23 protein-coding genes are annotated in these 22,830 nt (G+C 63.1%); 7 read left to right on the top strand and 16 right to left on the bottom strand.

Annotated elements, in window-relative coordinates:
• Positions 1 to 13 precede the first annotated feature (13 nt).
• The 4 genes from G410_RS0104835 to G410_RS0104850 all read right to left on the bottom strand — a co-directional run bounded on the left by G410_RS0104835 (position 14) and on the right by G410_RS0104850 (position 1,764).
• Positions 14 to 487 (bottom strand): MerR family transcriptional regulator, encoded by a 474-nt coding sequence (locus G410_RS0104835; RefSeq protein WP_022672523.1) that lies wholly within the window; start codon positions 485 to 487, stop codon positions 14 to 16.
• Positions 488 to 587: 100 nt separating this feature from the next.
• Complete coding sequence (locus tag G410_RS15675) at positions 588 to 1,118, bottom strand: hypothetical protein (protein ID WP_022672524.1); 531 nt, start codon at positions 1,116 to 1,118, stop codon at positions 588 to 590.
• On the bottom strand, positions 1,115 to 1,477 hold the full coding sequence (hisI, locus tag G410_RS0104845; protein WP_022672525.1) for a phosphoribosyl-AMP cyclohydrolase: 363 nt from the start codon (positions 1,475 to 1,477) through the stop codon (positions 1,115 to 1,117). Before hisI ends, G410_RS15675 begins: the two co-directional genes overlap by 4 nt.
• A gap of 32 nt (positions 1,478 to 1,509) precedes the next feature.
• Positions 1,510 to 1,764, bottom strand: coding sequence for a Rho termination factor N-terminal domain-containing protein (locus G410_RS0104850; protein WP_028971078.1), 255 nt, complete (start codon positions 1,762 to 1,764; stop codon positions 1,510 to 1,512).
• A gap of 179 nt (positions 1,765 to 1,943) precedes the next feature.
• Here G410_RS0104850 and purF point away from each other — a divergent pair, with 179 nt between their 5' ends.
• Together purF and G410_RS0104860 are read left to right on the top strand one after the other, a co-directional pair.
• Complete coding sequence (gene purF / locus G410_RS0104855; protein WP_028971079.1) at positions 1,944 to 3,413, top strand: amidophosphoribosyltransferase; 1,470 nt, start codon at positions 1,944 to 1,946, stop codon at positions 3,411 to 3,413.
• Positions 3,414 to 3,465: 52 nt separating this feature from the next.
• Positions 3,466 to 4,176, top strand: a complete 711-nt coding sequence (locus G410_RS0104860; protein ID WP_022672528.1) for an SDR family NAD(P)-dependent oxidoreductase — start codon at positions 3,466 to 3,468, stop codon at positions 4,174 to 4,176.
• Positions 4,177 to 4,291: 115 nt separating this feature from the next.
• Here G410_RS0104860 and G410_RS15680 read toward each other — a convergent pair whose 3' ends face one another.
• Together G410_RS15680 and G410_RS0104870 are read right to left on the bottom strand one after the other, a co-directional pair.
• Positions 4,292 to 4,570 carry a hypothetical protein gene (locus G410_RS15680; RefSeq protein ID WP_033317356.1) on the bottom strand — a complete coding sequence of 93 codons (279 nt, stop codon included), beginning with the start codon at positions 4,568 to 4,570 and terminating at the stop codon, positions 4,292 to 4,294.
• A 349-nt stretch (positions 4,571 to 4,919) separates the two neighbouring features.
• Positions 4,920 to 6,008 carry a hypothetical protein gene (locus G410_RS0104870; RefSeq protein ID WP_156851859.1) on the bottom strand — a complete coding sequence of 363 codons (1,089 nt, stop codon included), beginning with the start codon at positions 6,006 to 6,008 and terminating at the stop codon, positions 4,920 to 4,922.
• A gap of 167 nt (positions 6,009 to 6,175) precedes the next feature.
• On the opposite strand from G410_RS0104870, the gene G410_RS0104880 reads away from it, so the two are divergent.
• Complete coding sequence (locus G410_RS0104880; protein ID WP_022672532.1) at positions 6,176 to 6,496, top strand: hypothetical protein; 321 nt, start codon at positions 6,176 to 6,178, stop codon at positions 6,494 to 6,496.
• A gap of 311 nt (positions 6,497 to 6,807) precedes the next feature.
• Positions 6,808 to 7,818, top strand: coding sequence for a hypothetical protein (locus tag G410_RS17325; RefSeq protein ID WP_022672533.1), 1,011 nt, complete (start codon positions 6,808 to 6,810; stop codon positions 7,816 to 7,818).
• A gap of 102 nt (positions 7,819 to 7,920) precedes the next feature.
• Here G410_RS17325 and G410_RS0104890 read toward each other — a convergent pair whose 3' ends face one another.
• The 8 genes from G410_RS0104890 to G410_RS0104930 all read right to left on the bottom strand — a co-directional run bounded on the left by G410_RS0104890 (position 7,921) and on the right by G410_RS0104930 (position 18,412).
• Entirely contained in the window at positions 7,921 to 9,324 is a 1,404-nt protein-coding gene (locus tag G410_RS0104890; protein ID WP_022672534.1) for a DUF2252 domain-containing protein, read from the bottom strand.
• A gap of 79 nt (positions 9,325 to 9,403) precedes the next feature.
• Positions 9,404 to 10,624, bottom strand: coding sequence for a serine hydrolase domain-containing protein (locus G410_RS0104895; RefSeq protein WP_022672535.1), 1,221 nt, complete (start codon positions 10,622 to 10,624; stop codon positions 9,404 to 9,406).
• Positions 10,621 to 11,916: a class I SAM-dependent methyltransferase gene (locus G410_RS0104900; RefSeq protein ID WP_022672536.1), complete on the bottom strand. Its 1,296-nt coding sequence runs from the start codon at positions 11,914 to 11,916 to the stop codon at positions 10,621 to 10,623. Before G410_RS0104900 ends, G410_RS0104895 begins: the two co-directional genes overlap by 4 nt.
• A gap of 41 nt (positions 11,917 to 11,957) precedes the next feature.
• Positions 11,958 to 12,740 carry an SDR family oxidoreductase gene (locus tag G410_RS0104905; RefSeq protein ID WP_022672537.1) on the bottom strand — a complete coding sequence of 261 codons (783 nt, stop codon included), beginning with the start codon at positions 12,738 to 12,740 and terminating at the stop codon, positions 11,958 to 11,960.
• A 157-nt stretch (positions 12,741 to 12,897) separates the two neighbouring features.
• Positions 12,898 to 14,292 carry a cryptochrome/photolyase family protein gene (locus G410_RS0104910; RefSeq protein ID WP_022672538.1) on the bottom strand — a complete coding sequence of 465 codons (1,395 nt, stop codon included), beginning with the start codon at positions 14,290 to 14,292 and terminating at the stop codon, positions 12,898 to 12,900.
• A gap of 95 nt (positions 14,293 to 14,387) precedes the next feature.
• Positions 14,388 to 15,389, bottom strand: coding sequence for a metal-dependent hydrolase (locus G410_RS0104915; RefSeq protein WP_022672539.1), 1,002 nt, complete (start codon positions 15,387 to 15,389; stop codon positions 14,388 to 14,390).
• A 15-nt stretch (positions 15,390 to 15,404) separates the two neighbouring features.
• Complete coding sequence (locus G410_RS0104920) at positions 15,405 to 16,436, bottom strand: 2-oxoacid:ferredoxin oxidoreductase subunit beta (RefSeq protein WP_022672540.1); 1,032 nt, start codon at positions 16,434 to 16,436, stop codon at positions 15,405 to 15,407.
• Positions 16,437 to 16,555: 119 nt separating this feature from the next.
• Positions 16,556 to 18,412: a 2-oxoacid:acceptor oxidoreductase subunit alpha gene (locus G410_RS0104930; protein WP_022672542.1), complete on the bottom strand. Its 1,857-nt coding sequence runs from the start codon at positions 18,410 to 18,412 to the stop codon at positions 16,556 to 16,558.
• Between the two features lie 170 nt (positions 18,413 to 18,582).
• Here G410_RS0104930 and G410_RS0104935 point away from each other — a divergent pair, with 170 nt between their 5' ends.
• The 3 genes from G410_RS0104935 to G410_RS0104945 are packed head-to-tail and all read left to right on the top strand — an operon-like array spanning position 18,583 to position 20,942.
• A complete protein-coding gene (locus G410_RS0104935) occupies positions 18,583 to 19,536 on the top strand; it encodes an alpha/beta hydrolase (protein ID WP_022672543.1) in 954 nt (317 codons plus the stop codon).
• Positions 19,533 to 20,012, top strand: coding sequence for an RNA pyrophosphohydrolase (locus tag G410_RS17645; protein WP_022672544.1), 480 nt, complete (start codon positions 19,533 to 19,535; stop codon positions 20,010 to 20,012). The genes G410_RS0104935 and G410_RS17645 overlap by 4 nt, the downstream gene beginning before the upstream one ends.
• Before the next feature lie 33 nt (positions 20,013 to 20,045).
• Positions 20,046 to 20,942 carry a DUF481 domain-containing protein gene (locus tag G410_RS0104945; RefSeq protein WP_022672545.1) on the top strand — a complete coding sequence of 299 codons (897 nt, stop codon included), beginning with the start codon at positions 20,046 to 20,048 and terminating at the stop codon, positions 20,940 to 20,942.
• A gap of 23 nt (positions 20,943 to 20,965) precedes the next feature.
• Here G410_RS0104945 and G410_RS0104950 read toward each other — a convergent pair whose 3' ends face one another.
• Positions 20,966 to 21,499 carry a tetratricopeptide repeat protein gene (locus G410_RS0104950; protein ID WP_051137224.1) on the bottom strand — a complete coding sequence of 178 codons (534 nt, stop codon included), beginning with the start codon at positions 21,497 to 21,499 and terminating at the stop codon, positions 20,966 to 20,968.
• A gap of 32 nt (positions 21,500 to 21,531) precedes the next feature.
• A complete protein-coding gene (locus G410_RS0104955; RefSeq protein WP_028971081.1) occupies positions 21,532 to 22,713 on the bottom strand; it encodes an RsmB/NOP family class I SAM-dependent RNA methyltransferase in 1,182 nt (393 codons plus the stop codon).
• Between the last annotated feature and the right edge of the window lie 117 nt (positions 22,714 to 22,830).

Below are 22,830 nucleotides of genomic sequence, written 5' to 3' on the forward strand. Positions count from 1 at the left end.
AGGGATGAAATGGTCAGGCGCGGCGGGCGATCCTGGCGGATTGCTGTTCCTCACGTTCCACCAGTTCCACCTGCGCTACGAAATCGGTCAGTTCTTCGATCGCACTTTCGATATCGTCTCGCTGACGGGTCAGGCTGTCGATACGCTCGCGGCATTTCTCGATCGTGACGCGGCGCTGCTTGTTTCGGCCATCGTCGAGATCATAGAGATCGATCATCTCGCGGATTTCCGACAGGCTGAACCCGACGCGCTTGGCCCGCAGGATCCAGGCCACACGCGCCCGGTCCCGCTTGGAATAGATACGCGACAGGCCCACGCGCTCGGGCGCGATCAGTCCCTGATCCTCGTAAAAACGCAGGGCGCGCGGGGTAATGTCGAATTCTCGGCTGAGATCGGAAATGCTGTAACGCTCCCGGTCGTCACCCGGCGTGTCGATCGTCGCCGTGCCCGAAACGGCTTTGCTTTGCGAAGCTCTGCTGTGTGACATGGCGGCTCTCCCCGGAAACGAACGGAACGCCTGTTGTTATACTTTACGTTTGCGTAAACGTCAAGACAAAGCGAGCGTCGCCACAGAGCATCACGGAGGTCTATGGACACAGCCGGTCCACACCCCTGCCCAGCGTCGATCGGGCCGCCGCTGCGCCGGGTTCGACCAGATAATAGCTCGTGCCGGCAAAACTGGCCCGCGCGCTGCAAAGCTGCGCGCAGCTTTCCGGTATATCGCCGGAAAAGCGCAGCTCGGCGCCGTCATAATGTGCGTCAATCTCGCATCCCTCGGCACGGTCGAAGCGGATCAGCATTCCGTCCCCGGTCTGCCGTGCTTCGCCTTGTCCTTCGCAGACGCTGGCGCCGCCAAAAACCGCCAGCGCGCCGATGCGAAAGCGGTCGTCTCCGCTGGCCACGGCGCAGAATTTGTCGGTGCCCAGATCGCTGCGCCGTTCATAGCGGCCCACCAGCTGCACGGCGTCCGGATCCGGCACGATGCCGCGCGCGATGGCGGCTTTTTCCAGTGCGCTGCCGGCGCCCGTCGGGTCTGGGGGCGTCCGCCCTGCCTCGTCCTGTCCGCAGCCCGCCAATAGCGATGCGAGCAGCAGGGCCAGCGGCAGGACGTGCCTCACAGCCGTTCCAGCGATCCCGAAGCGGTAACGCGGCGATAGAAGCAGCTGCGCTCCCCGGTATGGCAGGTCGGTCCGGCGGGGCGCGCGATCACCAGAACAGCGTCCTGATCACAATCGATCCGCAGGTCCTCGACCGTCAGCACGTTGCCGCTGCTTTCACCCTTTTTCCAGAGCGTCTGGCGGCTGCGCGAAAAGAACCATGTCTCGCCGCTCTCGATGGTCCGGTCCAGCGCTTCGCGGTTCATATGGCCCACCATCAGCACGGTGCCATCGGCAGCGTCCGTCACCACCGCCGTCAGCAGTCCATCGTCGCCAAATTTCGGATCGAGCGCGAGCCCGGATTCGCGTGCATTGTCCATGGCAAAGCAGCTAGCGGCCCCGCACCCGCCGTTCAACTGTTGCGGATTGCCGCAATCAGCTCATCCTTGGTCATGTCCGAACGCCCATCGATGCCGATGTCCTGCGCTTCCTCATAAAGCTCATCCTTGGTGCGGTCCTCCAGCTTGCGGCTGTCATGATCGATCGAGCCATTGGCCTGCGCATTGGCGATGCGCGCCGCCTTCTCCTTAGACGCACCGTCGTCGCGCAACGCTTCATAGGTATCCTTGTTCTTTACCGATGGGCCGGGATCGTTCTTCGCTGCCATGATCATCATCTCCTTTGCCATCCGGAACGCACGTCTTTTGCGCGTCGTTCCCTGCCCACTCGCGCCGCGCCCCGCAGGCACCGCGTGACAATTGCATGACGACAAGGGGAGACAAGCGAACCGGCCCGCCCTATATGCGCGTGGCACAGGCCCACTCCAGCGAAAGTACCGCGATCGGCATGCTGACCACCCACCCCTATGACGATGACAAACTGCGCGAAGAATGCGGGGTATTCGGAGTCGCCGATGTGTCGGACGCTGCGGCCATGGTCGCGCTCGGCCTCCACGCCCTGCAGCATCGCGGGCAGGAGGGCGCCGGCATCGTCAGCTTCGACGGGGCGGAGTTCCACAACCACCGCGCCGCCGGCCATATCGCGGGCAATTTCGACAGCGAGGAGGTGATTGCCTCGCTGCCCGGCCGTTCGGCCATCGGCCATACGCGCTATTCCACCCATGGCGAATCGGGCCTGCGCAATGTGCAGCCCTTGTTCGCGGAGCTGGCCAGCGGCGGCTTCGCCATCGCGCATAACGGCAATATTTCCAACGCCATGGCGCTGCGGCGCGATCTGGTGAACCGCGGCTCGATCTTCCAGTCGACCTCCGATACCGAGGTGATCATCCACCTCGTCGCCACCTCCAGCTACCGCACCCTGCTGGACAAGTTCATCGACGCGCTGAAGCAGGTGGAGGGCGCCTACTCGCTCATCACCATGACGCCGCGCGGGATGATCGCCTGCCGCGATCCGCTGGGCATCCGTCCGCTGGTGATGGGCAAGCTGGGCGACAGCATCATCTTCGCCAGCGAGACCGTGGCGCTCGACATCGTCGGGGCGGATTATGTGCGCAGCGTGGATCCGGGCGAGCTGGTGGTGGTCGAGGGGGGCAAGATCACCTCGCACCGCCCCTTTGGCGAGAATCGCCCGCGCCCGTGCATCTTCGAACATGTCTATTTCAGCCGCCCGGACAGCATCGTCGACGGCAGCTCGGTCTATGGCGTGCGCAAGGCGATCGGCGCGGAGCTGGCGCGCGAAAATCCGGTGGAGGCGGATATCGTCATCCCCGTGCCGGACAGCGGCACGCCCGCCGCGCTGGGCTATGCCGAAGAATCGGGCATCCCGTTCGAGCTGGGCATCATCCGCTCCCACTATATCGGCCGCACCTTCATTCAGCCGGGCGACGGCGTGCGCCATCTGGGCGTCAAGCTGAAGCACAATGCCAACAAGCCGCTGGTGAACGGCAAGCGCATCATCCTGGTGGATGACAGCATCGTGCGCGGCACCACCTCCCTGAAGATCGTGCAGATGATGCGCGAGGCCGGCGCGCGCGAGGTGCATATGCGCATCGCCAGCCCGCCCACGCGCCACAGCTGCTTCTACGGCGTCGATACGCCGGAAAAGTCCAAGCTGCTCGCCAACCGCAAGACCATTGAGGAGATGCAGGACTTCATCCATGCCGACAGCCTGGATTTCCTGACCATCGACGGGCTCTACCGCGCGCTGGGCGAAGCCAATCGCCGCGATGAGCGCCCGCAATATTGCGATGCCTGCTTCACCGGCGATTATCCGACCCGCCTGACCGATCACGATGCGCTGGAGCGCCCCGATCAGCTGACCCTGCTGAACGCCGTGGAGACCGAGGCGGCGGAATAACCCTCCCCCTCCGCCACGGCGAGAGGACCTGTATTCAAGAGCGAGAATGCCCATGACCGACATGCCAGACCAGAACGTCGCCCTCGTCACCGGCGCGGGGCGCGGGATCGGCGCTGCGCTGGCCCGGCGGCTGGCGGCAGACGGCATGCATGTCGTCCTCACCGCCCGCACCAGCAGCGAGCTGGAGGCGGTGGAGGACCAGATTTTCGAGGCCGGCGGACAGGCCACCATCGCCCCGCTGGACCTGACCGAGAGCGACAGCATCGCGCGCCTGGCCAATGCGATATCGGAGCGCTGGAACCGGCTGGACCTGCTGGCGCTGAACGCCGCCATGCTCGGCAATCTCTCCCCCGTCACCGCGATCGACGGCAAGCAGTTCAACAAGCTGCTCACCCTCAACATCGTGGCGCAGCAATCGCTCATCGCCAATTTCGATCCGCTGCTGCGGCGCAGCGCGGCGGGCCGCCTGATCGCCATCACCAGCAGCGTGGGCCAGACCCCGCGCCCCTATTGGGGGGCTTATGGCGCCAGCAAGGCCGCGCTGGAGGTGCTGGTGCAAAGCTATGCCGCGGAGGTCAAACGCCTCAGCCCCATCCGCGCCGCCATCGTGGACCCGGGCGCCACCCGCACCAAGATGCGTGAAAACGCCTATCCCGGCGAAGACCCAGAGACGGTCAAACCGCCCGAGGCCGTGGCCGATGCCATCGCCGCGCTGCTGGAAAGCGGGTTCGAGACCGGGCACCGGATGCGCGTGGAGGGCTGATCGCCCGCCCCGCCGAACGCCGGGTCCCAATCCTTCCAGAAAAAGAGGCCCGCTGAACCAGCGGACCTCCCAGGGAGGGGTGCGACGCCTGCCGCACCCGATCCATCACGATAGCTCAGATACCGTCTGCGGTGTCTTCCAGCGTCTCGGCTTTCTGATCCATGGCTTCGGCCTTCTGCTCCATCTTGGCAGCGCCCACCTGATCGGTGGCCATCTCGGCCTGTTCCTCGGCCAGATCGCTCTGCGCTTCGGCAACACCGGCCTGCGCGTCCATCACTTCGCCCTGCGCTTCGAGCACATCGTCCTGCTGTTCGGCGGCTTCCTCATTCGGGCCATCGCAAGCGGCGAGAACGAACATCGAGGACAGGGCAACGGCGGCAATCAGTTTCTTCATGATACATCCTGTTAAAATGACTTCTGTAACGCAGCGGCCTATAGCATCTCCGCCCGCCACGTACAGCGCTGGTACATTCCCAAGGCCAGCGACACAAATTTTTGCGAAGCCGACCGTCCAGACGGCGCGTACCGACGGTCGATCTCCACGCATTTGGAAATCGAACGGCGGCTGTGGTTTTTAGAACGATATTGCTGTCGAAGCAGCGCGTAATCGCCGCGCCATTTGCAGAGAAGAACCAAATCTAGGTCCGCGTTGGAGTTGCGCCGTCGAAAAAGAATGGCAGTTATTGGGCCGGGAACAGACTGGCCGGTTTGAAACCTTCTGAGGCCGAAAGGAGACATTCAATTCAGATTTGTTGTCGTTTTTCTGCGTCCATCTTCAAAATCCATGTTTCAACGCTTTCGGGCAGGCCGAGCCTTCGAGCCGCGGCAATATCCCGCCGAGGGTCGTAAGAAAACGCGGTCATAGGAATGGCGCGGTTGGCCATTTCGAGCATAAGATGGGTGAACTGCTCTATGCCCAAAGTTGTTTGGTCCTTTGAGATGGTGACGGGTGGGTTTTTGAGGAAGCTCAAGGTGTTGACCAGCATGATCTCATCGAATCGATCGCGCAGTTGATCGTTGGTCAAAGGCTGCAGATACGGATTTCGACGATAGTCGGTTCGCCATCGTTCGTGACGAGGTGCGTGCTCAGGAATATGATCAATGGTGGTGAAGTCGGACGCTTGTGGTTCGTCAAAGGAAAGGTCGGGGTAGTCGCAATGGCGTATCCACGCGTGTTGGATGAACTCAACCACCTCCGATTTCCACGGCGCATATTGAATGCCGCTCCCTTCGACCACGGTGAGTGGGAAGGTCAGGAGATTTTCCACGATTGTTGCATGGCGCTCGGTGAAGTAGATGATCGCATCGACATGGGCGAAGCGCGGCGAGCCGTCCTTGTCTCGGCGCCGGACGGCGTGCCAAAGGATATATGACACGGTGTGTGGGTCATACGCTTCGTGATCCTCGTTCACTAGTATCAGAATTTTTACGAGGCTTTTGCGCGGGTGATCTTTCTCATGCGCTTCGAGCTGGCGATTGGCTTTCTGTAACGGGCGAGTGATGCCGCGCCCGATCCTTTCAAGCACCTGTTTACCGATGCCGTCTGGGTCGTCCGTATTCTTTATAAAGGAGTCCATCGGGGCGCTGCCGAGGAAGATCGGCCAATCCGGGCGCTTGCGTAATTGCTCGACGAGATTTTCAACACGCTCCTCACCATCATCTTCAAGTGTTTTCAACTCAATGGCGACAAGACCGCGGAAGCAGGCATAGTCTGGTCGAAGCTGCTCAGAACTGTCTGGGTCGTCGAGCGATTGGCCGCGCAGGGCTTCAAAGATAAAGCGTTCGACGCGCGGAGTTAGTGGCTCGACAGGGCCGGTTCGTTCGATACGCATGACATAACTACCATAACCACTGCTGCGGCAAATGTTAATGGTAGTGCGGAGGGGCAAAGCTGCCTTTCGCCTAACGCCCCTATTGCGGACCTTCTACAAAAATATACGATGCCCTAAGGCGGCCATCCAATCGGTTGGGACGGGATCTACAGGGATGCCGAGAGGGGGTGGCGGTATTCATTGCATCCGGTCAGTTGGGCATCCATGACCCACGCTTCGCACGTTGGCCAAGAGAGGCATTTACGGCGTATTATGAGATTTACCTGAGCGGTGGTGAACGGGATGAGAGGAGAGCCATCCGGGAGACGTTCAATGGCCGTGAGGCGGACTACACAGGCCACGAGGTCGTTTTCTATGTAAATCGCGATTATGACATCGAAAAAATGCGCACGAACGTGAGCGGCCTTTTGTCTGACGATATGGAAGTGACGGTGATACGTTCATCGAAACGTCAATGGGATTGGAAGAAGAACCAAAAAAAGTCTTGAAGCACGTTGTCGATGTCTTTGCAAAGTGTTGGCTAGGTACCCCTAGTTTCCGCAGGGGGGGACTCGCCGTCGTCAGATTTGCAGCGCCGCAAATCCAGGGCGCTTTTCGACACCCACAAACTGACAGTCACAAAACCACCCCCAAGGCGGTCATTCAGGGGCCGCTCGGGCAGTCCCGAAAGCGGATATCGCCGGAGGCTCGCGGCTACTACCGCTTTCAGGTTCGCCTAACGAAAATCGGAATGACCGACGTAAAGACGCAAAGCCGCCCTCTCTTGCAATGTAGGACTATCTTTGCCCTATCCTGTTCGATGACAGGCTCATCGAAACCGCATCGCCCTTCGGCCCACCATCATGCCGGGGAGGACGCGCCTGATCCTGTCGAACGCGCCGCGCGGGCCGAGGCGTTGGCGGATGCGGAGGCCGGGCCGGGGGATGCGGAAAGCACGCAGGATTTCGTCGATCGCATATGGACCGACCATGGGCATTGGCCGGATGTCTATTTCCCCGAGGGGCTGGCAGGGCTTTGTTACAAGGACGGCGCGCCGCTGCCCAGCAACCATCCCGATCATCCGCGCGTGCGCGGCGCACCGCGGCAGGCGGATGGCTCGCTGGCCAGCTATTGGCAGTGCACGCCGGGCGAGCTTCGGGACATGGGCGTGGATGCGCCCCCGCCGCGCCGCAGCCGCCATGACGGCTGGACCACCGCGCGGATCGAGCAATTTCTGGAGGAGCTGCGCGCCACCGCCAGCATCTCGGACGCTTGCCGGGCCGTTAGCATGTCGCGTTCTTCGGCCTACAAGCTCTATGCCCGCGCCGATTCCGGCCATATCCGCAAGGCGTGGGACGCGGCGTTGAAGGCGGCGACCAATGTGCTGGTCACCACCGCGTTCGACCGGGCGGTGAACGGCGTGCAGGAGCAGGTCTGGTATCAGGGCAGAATGGTCGGTTTTCGCGAACGCCATGACAACCGCCATCTGCAATTCATGCTGAAGGCGCGCGATCCGCTCAACTGGGCGCCGCTGGACGATCTGCAGGGCTGGGTCCGCCATCGCGGCCTGCCCGAGGCGGCGATGCCGGCGGACACGGCGCTCGCCCATGTCCGCAAGGGGGAGGAGGCGTGGGGCCGGCAGCTGCCCGGTGAAGATGGCTGCGCGGAGGAGACGCTCCTGCCCCCACCGGACGAGCGCGCCAGGGCCGCCAGGGACGCGCCGACGCAGGAGACGGCGGCGAACCGCCAGCTGGGTTCGGGAGGGTTGGATTCGGGGGTGTTGGATTCGGGCATGTTGGATTCGGGGGACGACCGAAAGGAACAGGATTGAGCAATCGATCCGTGTTCACTTTGTCAACTTAGCGCAATTTTATAACGGGCCGAGAGTGATGCGCCATGGGGCGGCCCTGCGGTTCGCCGCGCTTATTAGGCTCTAGCTGATCTTGTAGGGCAATCGCTCGAACGCGCCGCGCTTGTGATCCCGGCGATAGGCCTTGTGGTCCTTGCGGATGCGTTTGGCCGCCTCGCACGCGAAGCAGGTGACGTCGTCTATGAAGACATGGCGCGGCTCCATCGCCTCCAGGATGGCCGGTTCCACGTCATAATCGACATCGCCCACCTCGTCCGACCGGGCATGGGCGCGGGCCAGGGCGCGGCCGCAGATATCGGCATAGTCCAGCCACTCGTCATAGGACAGGTCGTCCAGATCGATATCGTCGCGGAACGGCGCCCGCTCGCGCGACAGGAAGCTCATGCCGTCTATCTTCACGCTGCCATAGAACACATCGCCATCGGGCAGATGCACCTTCTGGCCATGGACGATGCGGGCGGCCTCATCCTCGAACTGCCGGTCCGGCGTGGGGACCAGCCCGGCCATGGCGCTGCGGCGGGCGCGCTTGAACTCGACGATCCAGTCATCGGTGGCGTCTTCCGATGGCCCCTCCAGCAGGATGTAGAAGCGATCGAGGCCGAGCGAGGCGGTGCCCTGCCCGTGCCGCCGGGCCACGTCCTTCACCCGCAGCTGGCCGTGCAGGCTGTCCGGCTCGATCCCGTTGCTCTTGGCCAGCCCGTCGATCAGCGCCTGAAACTCGTCGCGCCGGCTGCTGATCGGCGTCAGCTCCTCGCTGGTGCGAAAGCCGTCGCCCTTTTCATTATGGTAGCGGTCCTTCAGCCAGCGGTGCCGGTCCGTCAGCGCGCTATGGAACAGCTTTTTGATCAGCGGTGGGCTGTTGTCCATGCGGTAGACATGGCGCGTCTCGATCTCGTCGCGCGCGCACTCCTCCATGGCGGCGGCATAGCCTTTGACGAAAGCCTTGGCGATCTTGCGCCGCTTCTTCTTGCCATGCCCGCCAATCTCCCGCGCGGCGATCACGAAACCGGTGGCGCCGCGCTTGATGTCCCAGCTGAACGGGCCGTACCCCACTTCGTCGAAATCATTGACCGAGAAGATGGGCGCATGGTCCGCATTTGGCATGATGCCGAAATTCTCCGGGTGCACATCACCCAGCAGCATCACCTCCGGCATGGCCGCATCGGCGCCCGCCATGTCGCGGTAGAAGACCAGCGCGGTGCCACGGAAATAGGCGAACAGCGACGCGGAAAGCGCTGCGAACTTCTCGCGCGTGCCCTCGGCATGATTGTCGATCCGCTCGACATGGTCTTCCAGAATGGTGGCACGCACATGCTCGCGCCGGGCCTGGCCCTTGAGCATCGTGGGCAGCATGATCGCGGCCTCATGGGCAAAGCGCTCGGACAGACGGGCATAGGCCTCCCGCCGCTTGCCAACGTCATGATCGTCCTGCTCGCGCCCCTTGGTCCATTTATCCTTGGTCGCCACGCGCTGCTCCTGTTGCTATCCGCCTGCCCCGTGGCGGATACGTGTGCGCTGTTTCAACGCTTCGGGACGGGTTTGGCCCCTAACGCGTTCCAGCCGCGAGCTTCTGGAAGAAAGCCAGCCGCTCTGCGGTCAGCTTGCGTGACGAGGCGACCGGCCAGTTGGAGACCGCCGCGATCACCACATTCTGTTCGGGAAAGATCGTGATCGCCTGCCCGAATATGCCCTGCGCGCCGTAATTGCCGCCGGGATACACCCACCATTGATATCCATATCCGAGGCCCGCAATCCCGGTATCGGCCTGCGACGACCCGGCCGCGGCAAACCATCCGTCCGGTACCTGCCCCTTGCCCCCGTCCATCGCGAACAGGCCCATCCTTGCATAATCGGACAGGCGCAGCGACAGGCAACAGCCACCGATATTGTTGGTCGCGCTATCGACCATCCAGAACAGATCACCGGCGAAGCCCGCCGGATCGACGATCTTGCGCTTGGCATAATCGCTGAGGCGCTCCCCGGTGGCCCGCGACACCAAGGTGCCGATCAGATTGGTTTCGCCGGTCTTGTATTCCCAATGCGTACCGGGCGCATATTCGCGCTTCAGGGTCTTCATGTAAGCGGTGACCGGGTCCTGCCCCGCCCCCACCGGGATGGACAACATTTTGACCACATCGCTCTGCGGATCGGTATAGTCCTCGTTCCATGCGACGCCGGATGTCATGCTGAGCAGCTGCTCGATGGTGACCCCGTCATAGCCGCTGCCGCCCAGCTCAGGGATATAGGCGGTGACAGGGTCCTGCAGCGATCCGATCTTTCCGTCCCTGATCGCCGCGCCGACCAGCGTGGAGGTGAAGCTTTTGGCCACCGAGAAACTGGTCCACCGATCGGTCGGCTTCAGGCCTAGCCCGTAGCGCTCCAGCACGATCTTGCCGTCCTTGATCACCATCAGTCCGGCGACCTGCTGTACTTGCATGAACGTGGTCACGGCGGCATCGTCCATGGCCAGCGGCGCGCCTTTGGGCAGCACAAGCGGCTTGGGAGACGCCTTTGCGGTGGTGCCGGGGAAAATATCCTCCATCCGCCGGAAATTGGCCGAGCGCTGTTCATCGGACCAGAACAGGATCTCCGCCCCCGCCTTCTGGACGCGCGCCATTTCCTCCGGAGAGAGGATCAGCGTGTCAGCTTTTGACGATGCCAACGTCGGGGCCGACGTCGAGGCCGACGCCAAATCGGTAGTCGACACCGGTGCGCAGCCCCCCATCGACAATGCGGCCAGTGCCCCGAAAGCTGTGATATATTTCATCGATCCTGCTCCTTCACCAAGGTCACCTGCGCCACGTCGATCCCGCCGCCGCGAAAACCGCCCTCGCAATACATCAGATAATAGCGCCACAGCGCCACGAAATCGGTGTCGAACCCCTCTGGCAGACGCCCTGCCTCGACGGCCGCGTCGAACCGTTCCCGCCAGATCCGCAGCGTGCGGGCATAATCCAGACCCATGGAGTGTTGGTTCTCCCACATGAGCCCGCGGGCTTCGGCAAGCGCGCGAAAGCGGCTTTCGGACAGCAACATGCCGCCGGGGAAAATATATGTCTGAATGAAATCGGCGCCGGCCGCATAATGCTCGAAAATGTCATCGGCGATGCTGATATATTGCAACCCGGCCCGCCCGCCCGGCTTCAGATTGGCGGCGATGGCGTCGAGATAGGCGGGCCAGTAGCGCTGGCCCACGGCCTCCACCATTTCAACGCTGGCAATGGCATCGAAGCGCCCCGCCCCTTTCTCGCCCAAAACGTCGCGATAATCGGTCAGGGTGAAAGACAGCTGCGATCCGCCAGAGCAGCCCCTTCCCCTCTGCTGCGCCGCAACCATCTGCTCGGCAGACAGCGTGATGCCGCGATAATCGAGCGCATGGCGCTCGCACGCGCGAACAGCAAGCCCGCCCCAGCCGCAGCCGATTTCCAGCAGTCTGGCGCCGTCATGCAGATCAAGCCGGTCCAGCAAGGCGTCGATCTTGCGCAGCTGGGCCTGCTCCAGCCGTTCGCCATCGTCCGCACCGGCATTGTCGAACAGAGCGCTGGAATAGCTCATCGTATCGTCGAGCCACAGCTCGTAGAAATCATTGCCGAGATCGTAATGATATTCGATGTTGCGGCGGGCCTTGGAAGGGCTGTTATCGCGCAGCCAATGGCGCAATTTGCCAAGCAATTTCCATGGGCCGCGTGATCGTGCCGATTGACCGAGCGACACCCGGTTGCGCATGAATAGGTCGAACAACGGCACCGGATCGGGACTGGTCCATTCGCCGAGCTCCCATGCGTGATACCATCCTGCCGATCCGCCGGTAATCAGCCGGAGCAGTGCCCGCCAGTCGCGCAGATCGACTTGCGGCACCGGCCCGGACGCGCGGCAACCGAGGATGCGGAACTCGCCATTGGGAAGGGTCGCCTCAATCCCGCCTTCGGCCAGCCCTGCATCGATCCTGTCCAGAATGCGGTGCATGCTGGGCGCGAGGAGACGGGACAGCAGGCTGCCGCCAAGCGCCAAGCGCTGCTTCGTCAAATGCTTGGCCCTATTGGACGCCGGCGCGTTCATCCGTTGCTCATGCCGCAAGCCGCGGGCGAAGGCAATTGCCGCTAGCTGCCGGGGGCCGCGGCAGATCCTGCAAGTATCCCTCCGTCCAAAGTCAGCTCCGCACCAGTCATATAGCTGGCCTCATCGGACGCCAGCAGCACCGCCAGCGCCGCCACTTCCTGCGGTGTACCGAAACGGCGGAGCGGCGTATCCGCGACGAGCGCATCCATGCGCGCCTGGCGGCCGGGTTCATCCCCCAGCATGGGCTCCCACATCGCAGTCAGGATCGCTGCAGGATGAATGGAATTGCAACGGATCGCGAGCCCCTGTTGCGCGCAGTACAGGGCCACAGTCTTGCTATGGTTGCGCACGGCCGCCTTGGACGCCGCATAGGCGGCCGCACCGGGTATGCCGACCATGCCGGAGCGCGACGATATATTGATGATGGACCCCGCCCCGCGCGCCCGCATCGCGCGGATGGCGTACCGGCAGCCCAGGAACGTACCGTCGCTATTCACGGCATGAACGCGCCGCCAGCTTTCCAGGGTGGCATGTTCGGGATCATGCGCCGCTGGCCCATGTTCAAAACCGGTGATCCCGGCATTGTTTACCAGGATATCCAACTGTGGGACGTTCCGCGCAAGATCGTCCCAATCGGCCTCTTCAGACACATCGAGCCGGAAAAACTGCCCGCCAAGTTCTTCAGCCAGTTCCTGGCCGGCAGATTCATCGATATCGGTAATGATGAGGTGGCCGCCCTCGCGGTGAAACGCGCGTGCGATCGCCTCGCCAATCCCGCGCGCGGCGCCGGTGACAAGGCAGATCTTGCCTATCAATTTTTGCATGGAAAATCTTTCGTGAACAAAACGCGCAGTTGTGGGCTGCGCCAAAAGGACGCCGCAACGTCCGGGCTTCAAAAGGTCAGAAGCGCTTGTTCACTGGTCTCACTCCGCACATCAATGCCCGGAAGCTAGATCGCAATCTGGCGCCGGTCAATCGGCGCTAATTCTTGATCTTCTCATACGCCGCGAGTGCACGCTCGCGCGCGTCCTTGTGCCCGATGATCTTGGCGGGATAGTCATCCGGCTTGCATCCGGCATCCTCGGGATCGTGGATGGCATCATCGGGCAGATCGGCCAGTTCCGGCACATAACGGCGGATATAGTCGGCCGCGTCGAACTTTTCGGACTGGCTCAGCGGTGCCATGATCCGCACGAACATGTTGCTGTCGACACCGGTGCCAGAGATCCATTGCCAGTTGACCGCGTTGTTGCCGTAATCGGCATCGACAAGACAGTCCCAGTACCAGCGCTCGCCCTCGCGCCAGTCGATCAGCAGATGCTTGATCAGGAAACTGGCGCAGATCATCCGCACGCGATTGTGCAGCCAGCCATGCTTCCAGAGCTGCCGCATGCCAGCGTCCACGATGGGATAGCCCGTCTGGCCATGGCACCAGCGATCGAACTCGTCCCGAACAGTCGAGGAGCGAAAGTCGCGCCATTCCAGCTCTTCGAAGCGTTCGCGATAGCCCTGCACGCCATAATCGGGAAACTGCATGATCACATTCTGGGCATAGTCACGCCAGGCCAGTTCCTTGAGGAACACCGTGGCATCGCCCTTGGCCTCGGCGATACGGTGCCAGACATAGCTTGGGGACACTTCGCCAAAATGCAGATGCGGGCTGAGGCGCGAGCTGCCGTCCTCCGATGGAAGGTTGCGCCGATCGTCATAGTCCGCGGCAGACGGACGAAAATCATTCACTTGCCGCCGCGCCGCTTCCTCACCCGGGGTCCACATCTCGGTAAAGGCCGTGGCCCAGTCGGGATCGGTCGGCAGCAACGCCCAGTCCTCCAACCTTTCGCTATCGGGCCATTGGTCCGGGCACTCGATCTTTTGCGGGGCGCGGAGAGCCTCTTCGGGAGGCATCGTCTCCTTCAGCGATTTCCAGAATGGCGTGTAGATTTTATACGGCTCATCGGAGCCGGTCGTCACGCTACCGGGGGGTTTCAGATAATTGCCATCATGGAGGCACAGCGCGCAATCTGCGTCCAGCTGCGCCTTCAGCTCGCTTTCCGCCTCGACCCACCATGGCTCATAATGCCGCAGGGCATGGATCTGCGACACACCCTGCTGCGCCGCGATGGCGCATAACACGGACACGCTGTCGCCCTTTCGCAGGATAAGCTGGCTGCCTTTTTCTTCCAGATCCGCGCTCAGCGACGCAAGGCTATGGTGCAGCCACCACCGGCTGGCCCCGCCCATCGCATGGTCTGCGGCGCGCTCGTCATCCAGAACATAGACCGGAATGACCGGCCCGGCCGCAACTGCCGCGCGCAGGGCCGGTTGATCCGACAGGCGCAGATCGCGGCGCAGCCAAAGGATGACAGGATCGGGCATGCGCTTGGACTCCAGCAGAAAATTGATCGGGCTTGGCCGCCATTGTTTCTATAGCGGCCAGCCTGCTTTGCCCAATGCACGATCCGGACTTCCGTTCACTGATCGCCCGCTATCCGCACCGTCCGGCTGAAACCGCTGGCGGTACGCGCATCGCTGAACCGCGCATCGCCCACCTTAACCAGCGTCTCGTTCGGCCCGCGTTCGGCACGCGCGACGGGAACGAGCGACCAGTTGAGAAATGCCGCCAGCTGCCGATCCTGCCGCGCGGCCTCTGCCACCGCAGGGTCGGCCATATTGGTGTCGGTGGGTGTTTCGTCCGCGGTCATCCTGCCGGAGAGCGCATCGTAGCTGGTCCGCCCAAGCGTCGTGCCGCGCCGCCAGATGATCTCACGCCGCCAGAAGGCAATCGGCACTTCGCCAGCCATCACAAAATCCGGGCTTATGCCATAAAAGCCCTGCGCCAGCGCGCGCGTGGCGTGTTCCGCCTTCAGGCTGAGCAGGCCATTGGCACAAATATAGACCAGCGCCGCGCACAGCCCCACGATTGCCGGACGACGCCATTCGGTACGCTTGCGTTTTTCCCACCGCCGGGAAAGCCAGATGGAGAAGGCGAGGATCGACCAGACCCAGACATCGATGATGAACAGGGTGTCTCCATGAAACCAGCGCTCGCTGAACGGCGCGAGCAGCTGGATGCCATAGGTGTTCATGAAATCCAGCGCCGGATGGGTCAGCGTGCCGATATAGCATAGCGCGACAAGCCAGCCGAAGCGTACGGTATCGCGCCCCAGCGGACGGCGGTTCCACTGTTGCCACCAGCGCGCCTCGGCAGACCGGTCACCCTGTTTGCCCTGCCAGCGATCGAGCGCCAGCAGCAGGCAGGCGAGCAGGAACGGCATGATGGCCACGCCGCCCACACCATGGGTAAATCCGCGATGATATTGGATGCTTGGCAGCCCGAAGAGCGGTTCCAGCACCACATCGATATCCGGCATGTTCGCGCCGAGGATAAGCGCGGCCATGCCCAGCCCGGTCTTGCGCTTCAGCCCGGCCTGCCCCAGCGCCCAGCCAGCCAGCGAGTGGGTGAAATTGTCCACGCGGCTGCGGCGGCCCTAAAGGTCGGGGCCGGGATCCGTTACAGTCCAGGTCTGTCCTTTGCTCACCAGCTTCTGCAGATTGGGCGTCTTGCCCTTGGCGGCTTCTGCCATTTGCTCGACCACTGCGCTCTCGAACGTTTCGCGCGGATCGTCATAGAGCACGCCGAGCGCCTTGGGAAACGGGCCGAACGGCATCTCGACCAGCATCTGCGCCATCATGCGGTTCTTCACATCATGCACGCGCACACCAGCGCCCTGCCAGTCGCCGTCTGCCACGTCGACCACTTCCAGCTTCAGCGTGTCGTTGTTGAGCGCAAGGCCCTTGGTGCCGCCGTCGAACAGCATCGGTTCGCCATCGTTCAGCCAGAGCTGGCCGGTCGCTGCGTTCTTCTTCTCGGTAAATTCGCCGAACACGTCCTTGTTATAGACGATGCAGTTCTGGAAAATCTCGATGAACGCTGCGCCCTTGTGCGCATGCGCCGCCTTCAGCACATCGGGCAGATCCTTCGACACGTCGAAGCCCCGCGCGATGAACCGGGCACCCGAGCCCAGCGCAAAGCTGCACGGCTCGGCTGGATGGTCGACCGAGCCGAATGGCGTTGACGGTGTGGTCGTGCCTTCGCGGCTGGTCGGTGAATATTGGCCCTTGGTGAGGCCATAGATCTCATTGTTGAACAGCATGATCTGGCAGTCGAGATTGCGGCGGACCAAATGCATCATGTGATTGCCGCCGATCGACAGACCATCGCCATCACCGGTGATGATCCAAACGTCCAGATCGGGGTTGGCCAGCTTCACGCCCGTGGCCACCGCCGGCGCGCGGCCGTGGATCGTGTGGAAGCCATAGGTTTCCATATAATAGGGAAAGCGGCTGGAACAGCCGATGCCGGAGATGAACACGGTGTTGGCCGGATCGCCGCCAATCTGCGGCATCGTGCGCTGCACCGCCTTCAGGATGGCGTAATCGCCGCAGCCGGGGCACCAGCGAACTTCCTGATCGGTTTCCCAATCCTTCAGCGTGGTCGTGACGGGGGTCATGTCATTCATGGAATCAACTCTCGCTCAGGAATACAGCTTCCAGATCAGGAAGCCGACTACTGCCAGCATCGCGATCAGGGGGAGGACGGGCTTGGGTTTCAGCTCGTCCGGTTCAATGGGTCCGGGCATCACGACGCGCCCTGGATCGCCAATTCCAGTTCGGCAATCGTGAAGGGCTGTCCGGTCACCTTGGTCAGCGGCTGGGCATCGATCAGATATTGATCGCGCAAAAGGGTCTTCAGCTGCCCGGTGTTCATTTCCGGCACTATGACCTTATCATAGCTTTTCAGCAGATCGCCCAGATTGGCGGGCATCGGCCAGATGTGGCGCAGATGAATATGGCTGACATCATGGCCATCGCGGCGCATGCGGCGCACGGCCTGATGAATTGGCCCATAGGTGGAGCCCCAGCCGACTAGCGCCAGCTTGCCGCCAGGCTCGCCCAGCGTGACATCCTGATCCGGAATCGAATCCTGCACACCCATCACCTTGGCGGCGCGAATGCCGGTCATCTGCGCATGGTTTTCAGGGCTGTAATCGATATGGCCGGTGCCGGCCGCCTTTTCGATGCCACCGATGCGGTGCATCAGGCCGGGCGTACCGGGCTTCACCCATGGGCGGGCCAGCTTCCTGTCGCGCGCATAGGGAAGATATCCGCCCTCCGGCACGTCCTCGAGAAATTGCACTTCGAACGGTTTGTAATCGTCCATGTCCGGCACCTTCCAGGGCTCGGCAGCATTGGCGATATAACCATCTGTCAGGAGCATGACCGGCGTCATATATTGCACGGCCAGGCGCACCGCTTCGATGGCGCAGTCGAACACATCGACGGGCGAGCGCGCGGCCACCACCGGCATCGGCGCGTCGCCATTGCGACCGAATACGGCCTGATACAGATCGGACTGTTCGGTCTTGGTCGGCAGACCGGTCGATGGTCCACCCCGCTGCGAGTTCACGATGACGAGCGGCAGTTCCGTCATGATGGCGAGGCCCATGGCCTCTCCCTTCAGCGCGATGCCGGGACCGGACGAACTGGTGACGCCCAGCTGCCCGGCATAGCTTGCGCCGATGGCAGAACAGATGGCCGCGATCTCGTCTTCCGCCTGGAAGGTCGTGACGCCGAATTCCTTGAGGCGCGACAGATGATGCAAGATCGCGGAGGCCGGGGTGATCGGATAGCCGCCAAAGAACATCGGCAGACCGGCCAGCTGCGCGCCCGCCACCAACCCGAGCGCCACCGCCTCGGCGCCGTTCACCGTCCGGTACAGACCCGGACTTGCCGGTGCCGGATCGACATGATGCTGCTTGAGCGGACCGGAAATCTCTGCGGTCTCGCCATAGGCATGGCCAGCGTTCAACGCCGCGATATTGGCTTCCGCGATATCGGGTTTCTTGGCGAACTTGGCGTTCAGCCAATCGACAATCGGCTGCCGATCGCGATCGAACATCCAGAGCGCGAGTCCCAGCGTCCACATGTTCTTGCAACGCAGCGCTTCCTTGTTGCCAAGACCAAACGGCTTCACCGCTTCGAGCGTCAGTGCACTGATATCGAACGCCAGCAGATCATAGGGCGCCAGGCTGCCATCCTCGAGCGGATTGACCTCATATTTCGCCTTGTCCAGATTGCGTTTACCAAACTCGCCGGTGTCGGCAATGATCAGGCCCCCTTCGCGCAAGGAGCCGACATTGGTCTTCAGCGCCGCCGGGTTCATCGCAACCAGCACATCGGGCCGATCCCCGGCGGTATCGATCGCGGTCGAACCGAAGTTGATCTGAAACGCGGACACGCCAAACAAGGTGCCCTGCGGTGCCCGGATTTCCGCGGGGAAATCCGGAAAAGTCGCAAAATCGTTGCCCGCCATGGCCGAGGACAGCGTGAACTGCCCACCGGTCAGCTGCATACCGTCTCCACTATCGCCTGCGAAACGCACCACCACGCGCTCGGCGCTTGCTACGTTGTCCTGATCCTTCAGCGCCGTCGCCATGCCCGGCCTTTCCTGTCATGCATTGTCTGGTTTCCGGAAGTAGGACAGGCAGTGCAGTTGCGCAAATTAGAAAATCTGTGCCGCACCCAGCCTGCGGTTCACCGATAAGATTTTGACAGGCCGGTCAACCATCTCCACCTACAGCTTCAAGACAGGCGAAAGGAACCAATATGCCGGACCTCTACGTTCGCGACGACGTGCGCAATTTCCTCCAGATGCTCGAACAGATGGGCGGAAAAGCAGCGCATGAGGGGACGCCTGCCGAGGCGAGACAGGCGTACAACATGCTCACGCCGCTGGCCGACATGCCGCCTGAACACCTGGCCGTCATCACCGAAATGCATTGTGACGGACCGGATGGTCGCATTCCGCTGCGCTATTATGATGCGCGTTCCGACCGCGCGGACAACCCCGTCATATTGTTCATCCATGGCGGCGGATTCGTCATCGGCAATCTGGACAGCCATCACCCTTTCTGCACCAGCCTTGCCAAGGCGCTCGACCTTCCGGTGATTGCGGTCGATTATCGCCTGGCGCCGGAACATCCGTTCCCCGCCGCGCCGGATGATTGCGAGGCGGTGGCCCGCTGGATTGCCTCCAATCCAGCCGCGCTTCCCTTCAAGCCCACCGGCCTGATCCCATGCGGCGACAGTGCGGGTGGCAATCTGGCTATCGTGACCACCATGGCGCTCCGCAAGGATCCGGCAGAGGTGCCTGTGGTGGCACAGTTCCCAATCTATCCAGTGGTCGATTCGGGCGCGGACTATGACAGTTTTCGCGAATGCGCGGAGGGCTTCCTTCTGACGAGCGAGACGATGGCATGGTTCGGCGAGCAATATGCAGCTCAAGCCGGTCATGAGCGCAATGACGTGCTCCACCTTTCGCAGGAAGGAATGCCGCCAACAGTCATCGTCACTGCATCGCTCGATCCGTTGCGCGATCAGGGGCTGGCCTATGCCGACAAGCTGCGCGAGGCCGGTGTGCCGGTGCGGGCCATCATGGCCGAAGGCACGATCCATGGCTTCATCTGCATTCGCAAGGCGATCCCTTCCGGTCAGGAGGATATCGCCAAACTGTTCGGTCTGATGAAGGAGACGCTGGCCGATATCGGAGTGACACAGTGACCACATCCACCGATCTTCCTTACAGGCCTTGTGCAGGGATCATGCTGGCCAACAGGTCCGGCAAGATCTTTGTCGGACAGCGCATCGACAATCCGGACAGCGATGCCTGGCAGATGCCACAGGGCGGTATCGACGAAGGGGAAGACGCCGAACAGGCGGCCCTGCGCGAACTGACCGAAGAGACCGGTATCGCGCCGGACAAGGTGACCATCGTGGCCCGCTCCAGCGAGGAGCTGTTCTACGATCTGCCACCCGAACTCTACGGCAAGATCTGGGGCGGACGCTATGGCGGGCAGCGGCAGAGCTGGTTCCTCATGCGGTTCGAGGGCGAAGACAGCGATGTCGACATCGCCACCAGCCATGCCGAGTTCCGCGCTTGGCGCTGGGCCGATCCGGACGAGCTGCCACAGCTGATCGTCCCGTTCAAACGCAAGCTTTACCGTGACATCATCGATGAGTTCGGCCCGCTCATCTGAGGGGTTGGACGCGCGTTGACCTTGAGGGACTTCATGAGACCGATCCTCTCCGGGCTGGCCGGCGGCGCCGTGATGCTTGCCAGCCCCGCCGCTGCGCAACTGAGCGATCCTGTGCGCGTCATGCTGGAAGGTTCAATCGAGAGCGGCAATGCCAGCGAAGTCGACACCGTCGCCAAATACGCCAAGACGGCGTTTCCCGAAGACGCCGATGCCATCGATGCGATGGTGAGCGGATGGAAGACCAAGGTGGCGGAGCGCAAGCGCGCGGAGCTTGAGAGCGCCAACCTGCTGGACCGCTGGGAGGGCGAAGGCCAGCTGGGCTTCACCCGCTCCACCGGCACCAGCAGCGACATCGGCCTGAACTCCGCCCTCCGGCTCAAGCGGGTGGGGCTCGACTGGACGCACGCCCTGCGCGCACAGGTCGACTATCAGGAGAGCAACGGCGTCACCACGCGCGAGCGCATCATGGCGGCGCTGGAGAGCCAGTATCGGTTCGACGACAGCGCCTTCGCCTTCGGCCAGTTCCAGTTCGACCGGGACCGCGTGCAGGGCGTGGAGCAGCGCTATGCCGTCTCCGGCGGCCTCGGCTGGACCGTCGTGGAGCAGCCCGACCTGCGCATCGCGCTCAAGGGCGGCCCGGCCTATCGCTACACCCGCTACCGGCGCGATGGCGACGAGCAGGTCATCACCGGCCTTGGCGCCGTCGACAGCCGCTGGACGGTCGCCAGCGGCATCGCCCTGACCGAACAGGCACAGGCGCTTGTGGCCACGGACAACAGCACCTTCACCTCCACCACCGCGCTCGATGCCAATCTGATCGGATCGCTCTCCGCCCGGCTATCCTACACGCTGGACTATCAGACCGCGCCGCCCCCGGGCCTGGTCGACCTCAGCACGCTGAGCCGGGTGAGCCTGGTCTACGGCTTCTGACACCGCGGCCGCACGGCAGCCGCTCAGGGCTGTTCCTCGGCGCGGCGTTCCGCCTCTTCCACCGTGGTGGCCGGCGTTACCGCCTCGGCTGAGCGGACCGGCTCGGCGGCAGCCTGATCGATCGCCTGCGCCAGACGGTCCGCATCGGAGCAATCGGTCCGGCAGAGCAGCCGCAGCCGCGCCAGATCCTCCCGCGCCCGCTCCAGCGCGCCGCGATCCGCCAGCGCCTCCCCCTCGCCCGCCAGCGCGGCCACGTCATTGGGGTCGCGCTCCAGCGCCTCCCGGTAGAGCCGCACCGCCTTGCCATCGAGACCCTGTGCGCGGGCGATATCAGCCAGCGATACGAACGCCTGCTGGAAGGCGGGATCGACCGCCAGCGCAGTCTCGTACAGGTCTATCGCCAGCGCGCTATCGCCTGCGGCCTGCGCCGCCGCAGCCCGTGCCGCAAGCGCCTGCGCCTGCGCGCTAATCGGCGGCAGTTCCGGCTTCGATAAACCGGCGCTCGACACCATGGCAAGGCCGAGCGACAGGGCGATGGCGGCGGGAGAAAAGCGCATGATGAGATTCCAGATCGTTTCGCGGTTTGCGGTCATTTGGGCGTGAGCAGGGCGTAGAAAAAGCCGTCACTCCCGTCATGAGACGGATCGAGCAACGTTCCGTTCCGATGGCCGCGGCCGGGGCCCTCATGGGGCATCGCCGTCCAGCCGGCATGGCCTGTCAGAAACCGGTCGATCTGCCCTGCGCCCTCTTCATCCAGCAGCGAGCAGACGGCATAGACGATCCGCCCGCCCGGCGCGACCATCGTCGCCGCCAGATCGAGTAGCCGCGCCTGCAGCGCCGTCACCGCCTCCAGCCGCTTGGGCGTCAGCCGCCAGCGCGTCTCCGGGTTGCGCCGCCAGGTGCCGGTGCCCGAACAGGGCGCGTCGACCACCACGATATCGCATTGCCCCGCCAGGGCGGCGAGCGCCTCGGCCTCCTTGCCGGGATCGAGCAGCAGCGTCTCGGCGATGGTCGCCCCGGCGCGTTCGGCCCGGTCGGGCAATTGATTGAGCCGCCGCCGATCGGTGTCGGCTGCGATCAGGCGGCCACGGTTCTGCATCAGCGCGGCCAGGGACAGCGTCTTGCCGCCCGCGCCCGCGCACAGATCGAGCACGGTCATGCCCGGCTGCGCGCCGCTGGCCTGGCAGATGAGCTGGCTGCCCAGATCCTGAATTTCCACGCGTCCGTCCCGATAGGCATCGGTGGTCAACACGTCGCTGTCCGGCGGCAGACGCACCGCATTGGGCGCGGTGTCGATCGGCTCCGGCGCAAGATCGGCCAGATCGCCCAGCACGGACTCGCGGCTCGTCTTCAGCCGATTGACGCGCAGGTCCAGCGGGGCGCGCTCCATCAGCGCATCGAGATCGCGCCGCACCGGCGCGGCGAAGCGCTTGACCAGCCAGCCGGGGATGGTGCGGCCACTGGCCACCGGTTCGTCCGCGCCCATGGCGGGCGGCGCATGCCCTTCCCCGCCAAACATTTCCGCCAGTTCGGGCTGGCTGGCCGCCATGCCGAGCATCGCCGCGCGCCCACTGACGGGCCGGTCGCCCCAGCGGCGGATGGCGTTCCACGCCAGATCGCGCACCGCGCGCCGGTCCTTGGACCCGGCATAACGGCGCGCCTTGAAGAATTGCCGCGCAATCACATCCGCCGCCGGTCCGCCATCGCGCGCCGAGACGATCACCTCGTCCAGCAGCTCGATAGCCGACTGCACCCGCGCCGCCGGAGTCACGACCGCCGCCCCAGGGTCACACGGTTCACACAGTCCAGAGCGGGAAAAGCTGGTCCCTCACAGCCGACGGAACTGGACATGACATGATGGCAACCACGCAGGGGCTGAGAATAAGAA

Origin of the sequence: Novosphingopyxis baekryungensis DSM 16222, from assembly GCF_000420305.1 — a bacterium.
Taxonomy (GTDB): domain Bacteria; phylum Pseudomonadota; class Alphaproteobacteria; order Sphingomonadales; family Sphingomonadaceae; genus Novosphingopyxis; species Novosphingopyxis baekryungensis.

Coding starts and splice junctions, on each gene's coding strand:
- G410_RS0104835 (WP_022672523.1), bottom strand. CDS start 487: ATGTCACACAGCAGAGCTTCGCAAAGCAAAGCCGTTTCGGGCACGGCG.
- hisI (WP_022672525.1), bottom strand. CDS start 1,477: ATGGACAATGCACGCGAATCCGGGCTCGCGCTCGATCCGAAATTTGGC.
- G410_RS0104850 (WP_028971078.1), bottom strand. CDS start 1,764: ATGGCAGCGAAGAACGATCCCGGCCCATCGGTAAAGAACAAGGATACC.
- purF (WP_028971079.1), top strand. CDS start 1,944: ATGCTGACCACCCACCCCTATGACGATGACAAACTGCGCGAAGAATGC.
- G410_RS0104860 (WP_022672528.1), top strand. CDS start 3,466: ATGACCGACATGCCAGACCAGAACGTCGCCCTCGTCACCGGCGCGGGG.
- G410_RS15680 (WP_033317356.1), bottom strand. CDS start 4,570: ATGAAGAAACTGATTGCCGCCGTTGCCCTGTCCTCGATGTTCGTTCTC.
- G410_RS0104870 (WP_156851859.1), bottom strand. CDS start 6,008: ATGCGTATCGAACGAACCGGCCCTGTCGAGCCACTAACTCCGCGCGTC.
- G410_RS17325 (WP_022672533.1), top strand. CDS start 6,808: ATGACAGGCTCATCGAAACCGCATCGCCCTTCGGCCCACCATCATGCC.
- G410_RS0104895 (WP_022672535.1), bottom strand. CDS start 10,624: ATGAAATATATCACAGCTTTCGGGGCACTGGCCGCATTGTCGATGGGG.
- G410_RS0104900 (WP_022672536.1), bottom strand. CDS start 11,916: ATGAACGCGCCGGCGTCCAATAGGGCCAAGCATTTGACGAAGCAGCGC.
- G410_RS0104905 (WP_022672537.1), bottom strand. CDS start 12,740: ATGCAAAAATTGATAGGCAAGATCTGCCTTGTCACCGGCGCCGCGCGC.
- G410_RS0104910 (WP_022672538.1), bottom strand. CDS start 14,292: ATGCCCGATCCTGTCATCCTTTGGCTGCGCCGCGATCTGCGCCTGTCG.
- G410_RS0104920 (WP_022672540.1), bottom strand. CDS start 16,436: ATGAATGACATGACCCCCGTCACGACCACGCTGAAGGATTGGGAAACC.
- G410_RS0104930 (WP_022672542.1), bottom strand. CDS start 18,412: ATGGCGACGGCGCTGAAGGATCAGGACAACGTAGCAAGCGCCGAGCGC.
- G410_RS0104935 (WP_022672543.1), top strand. CDS start 18,583: ATGCCGGACCTCTACGTTCGCGACGACGTGCGCAATTTCCTCCAGATG.
- G410_RS0104945 (WP_022672545.1), top strand. CDS start 20,046: ATGAGACCGATCCTCTCCGGGCTGGCCGGCGGCGCCGTGATGCTTGCC.
- G410_RS0104950 (WP_051137224.1), bottom strand. CDS start 21,499: ATGCGCTTTTCTCCCGCCGCCATCGCCCTGTCGCTCGGCCTTGCCATG.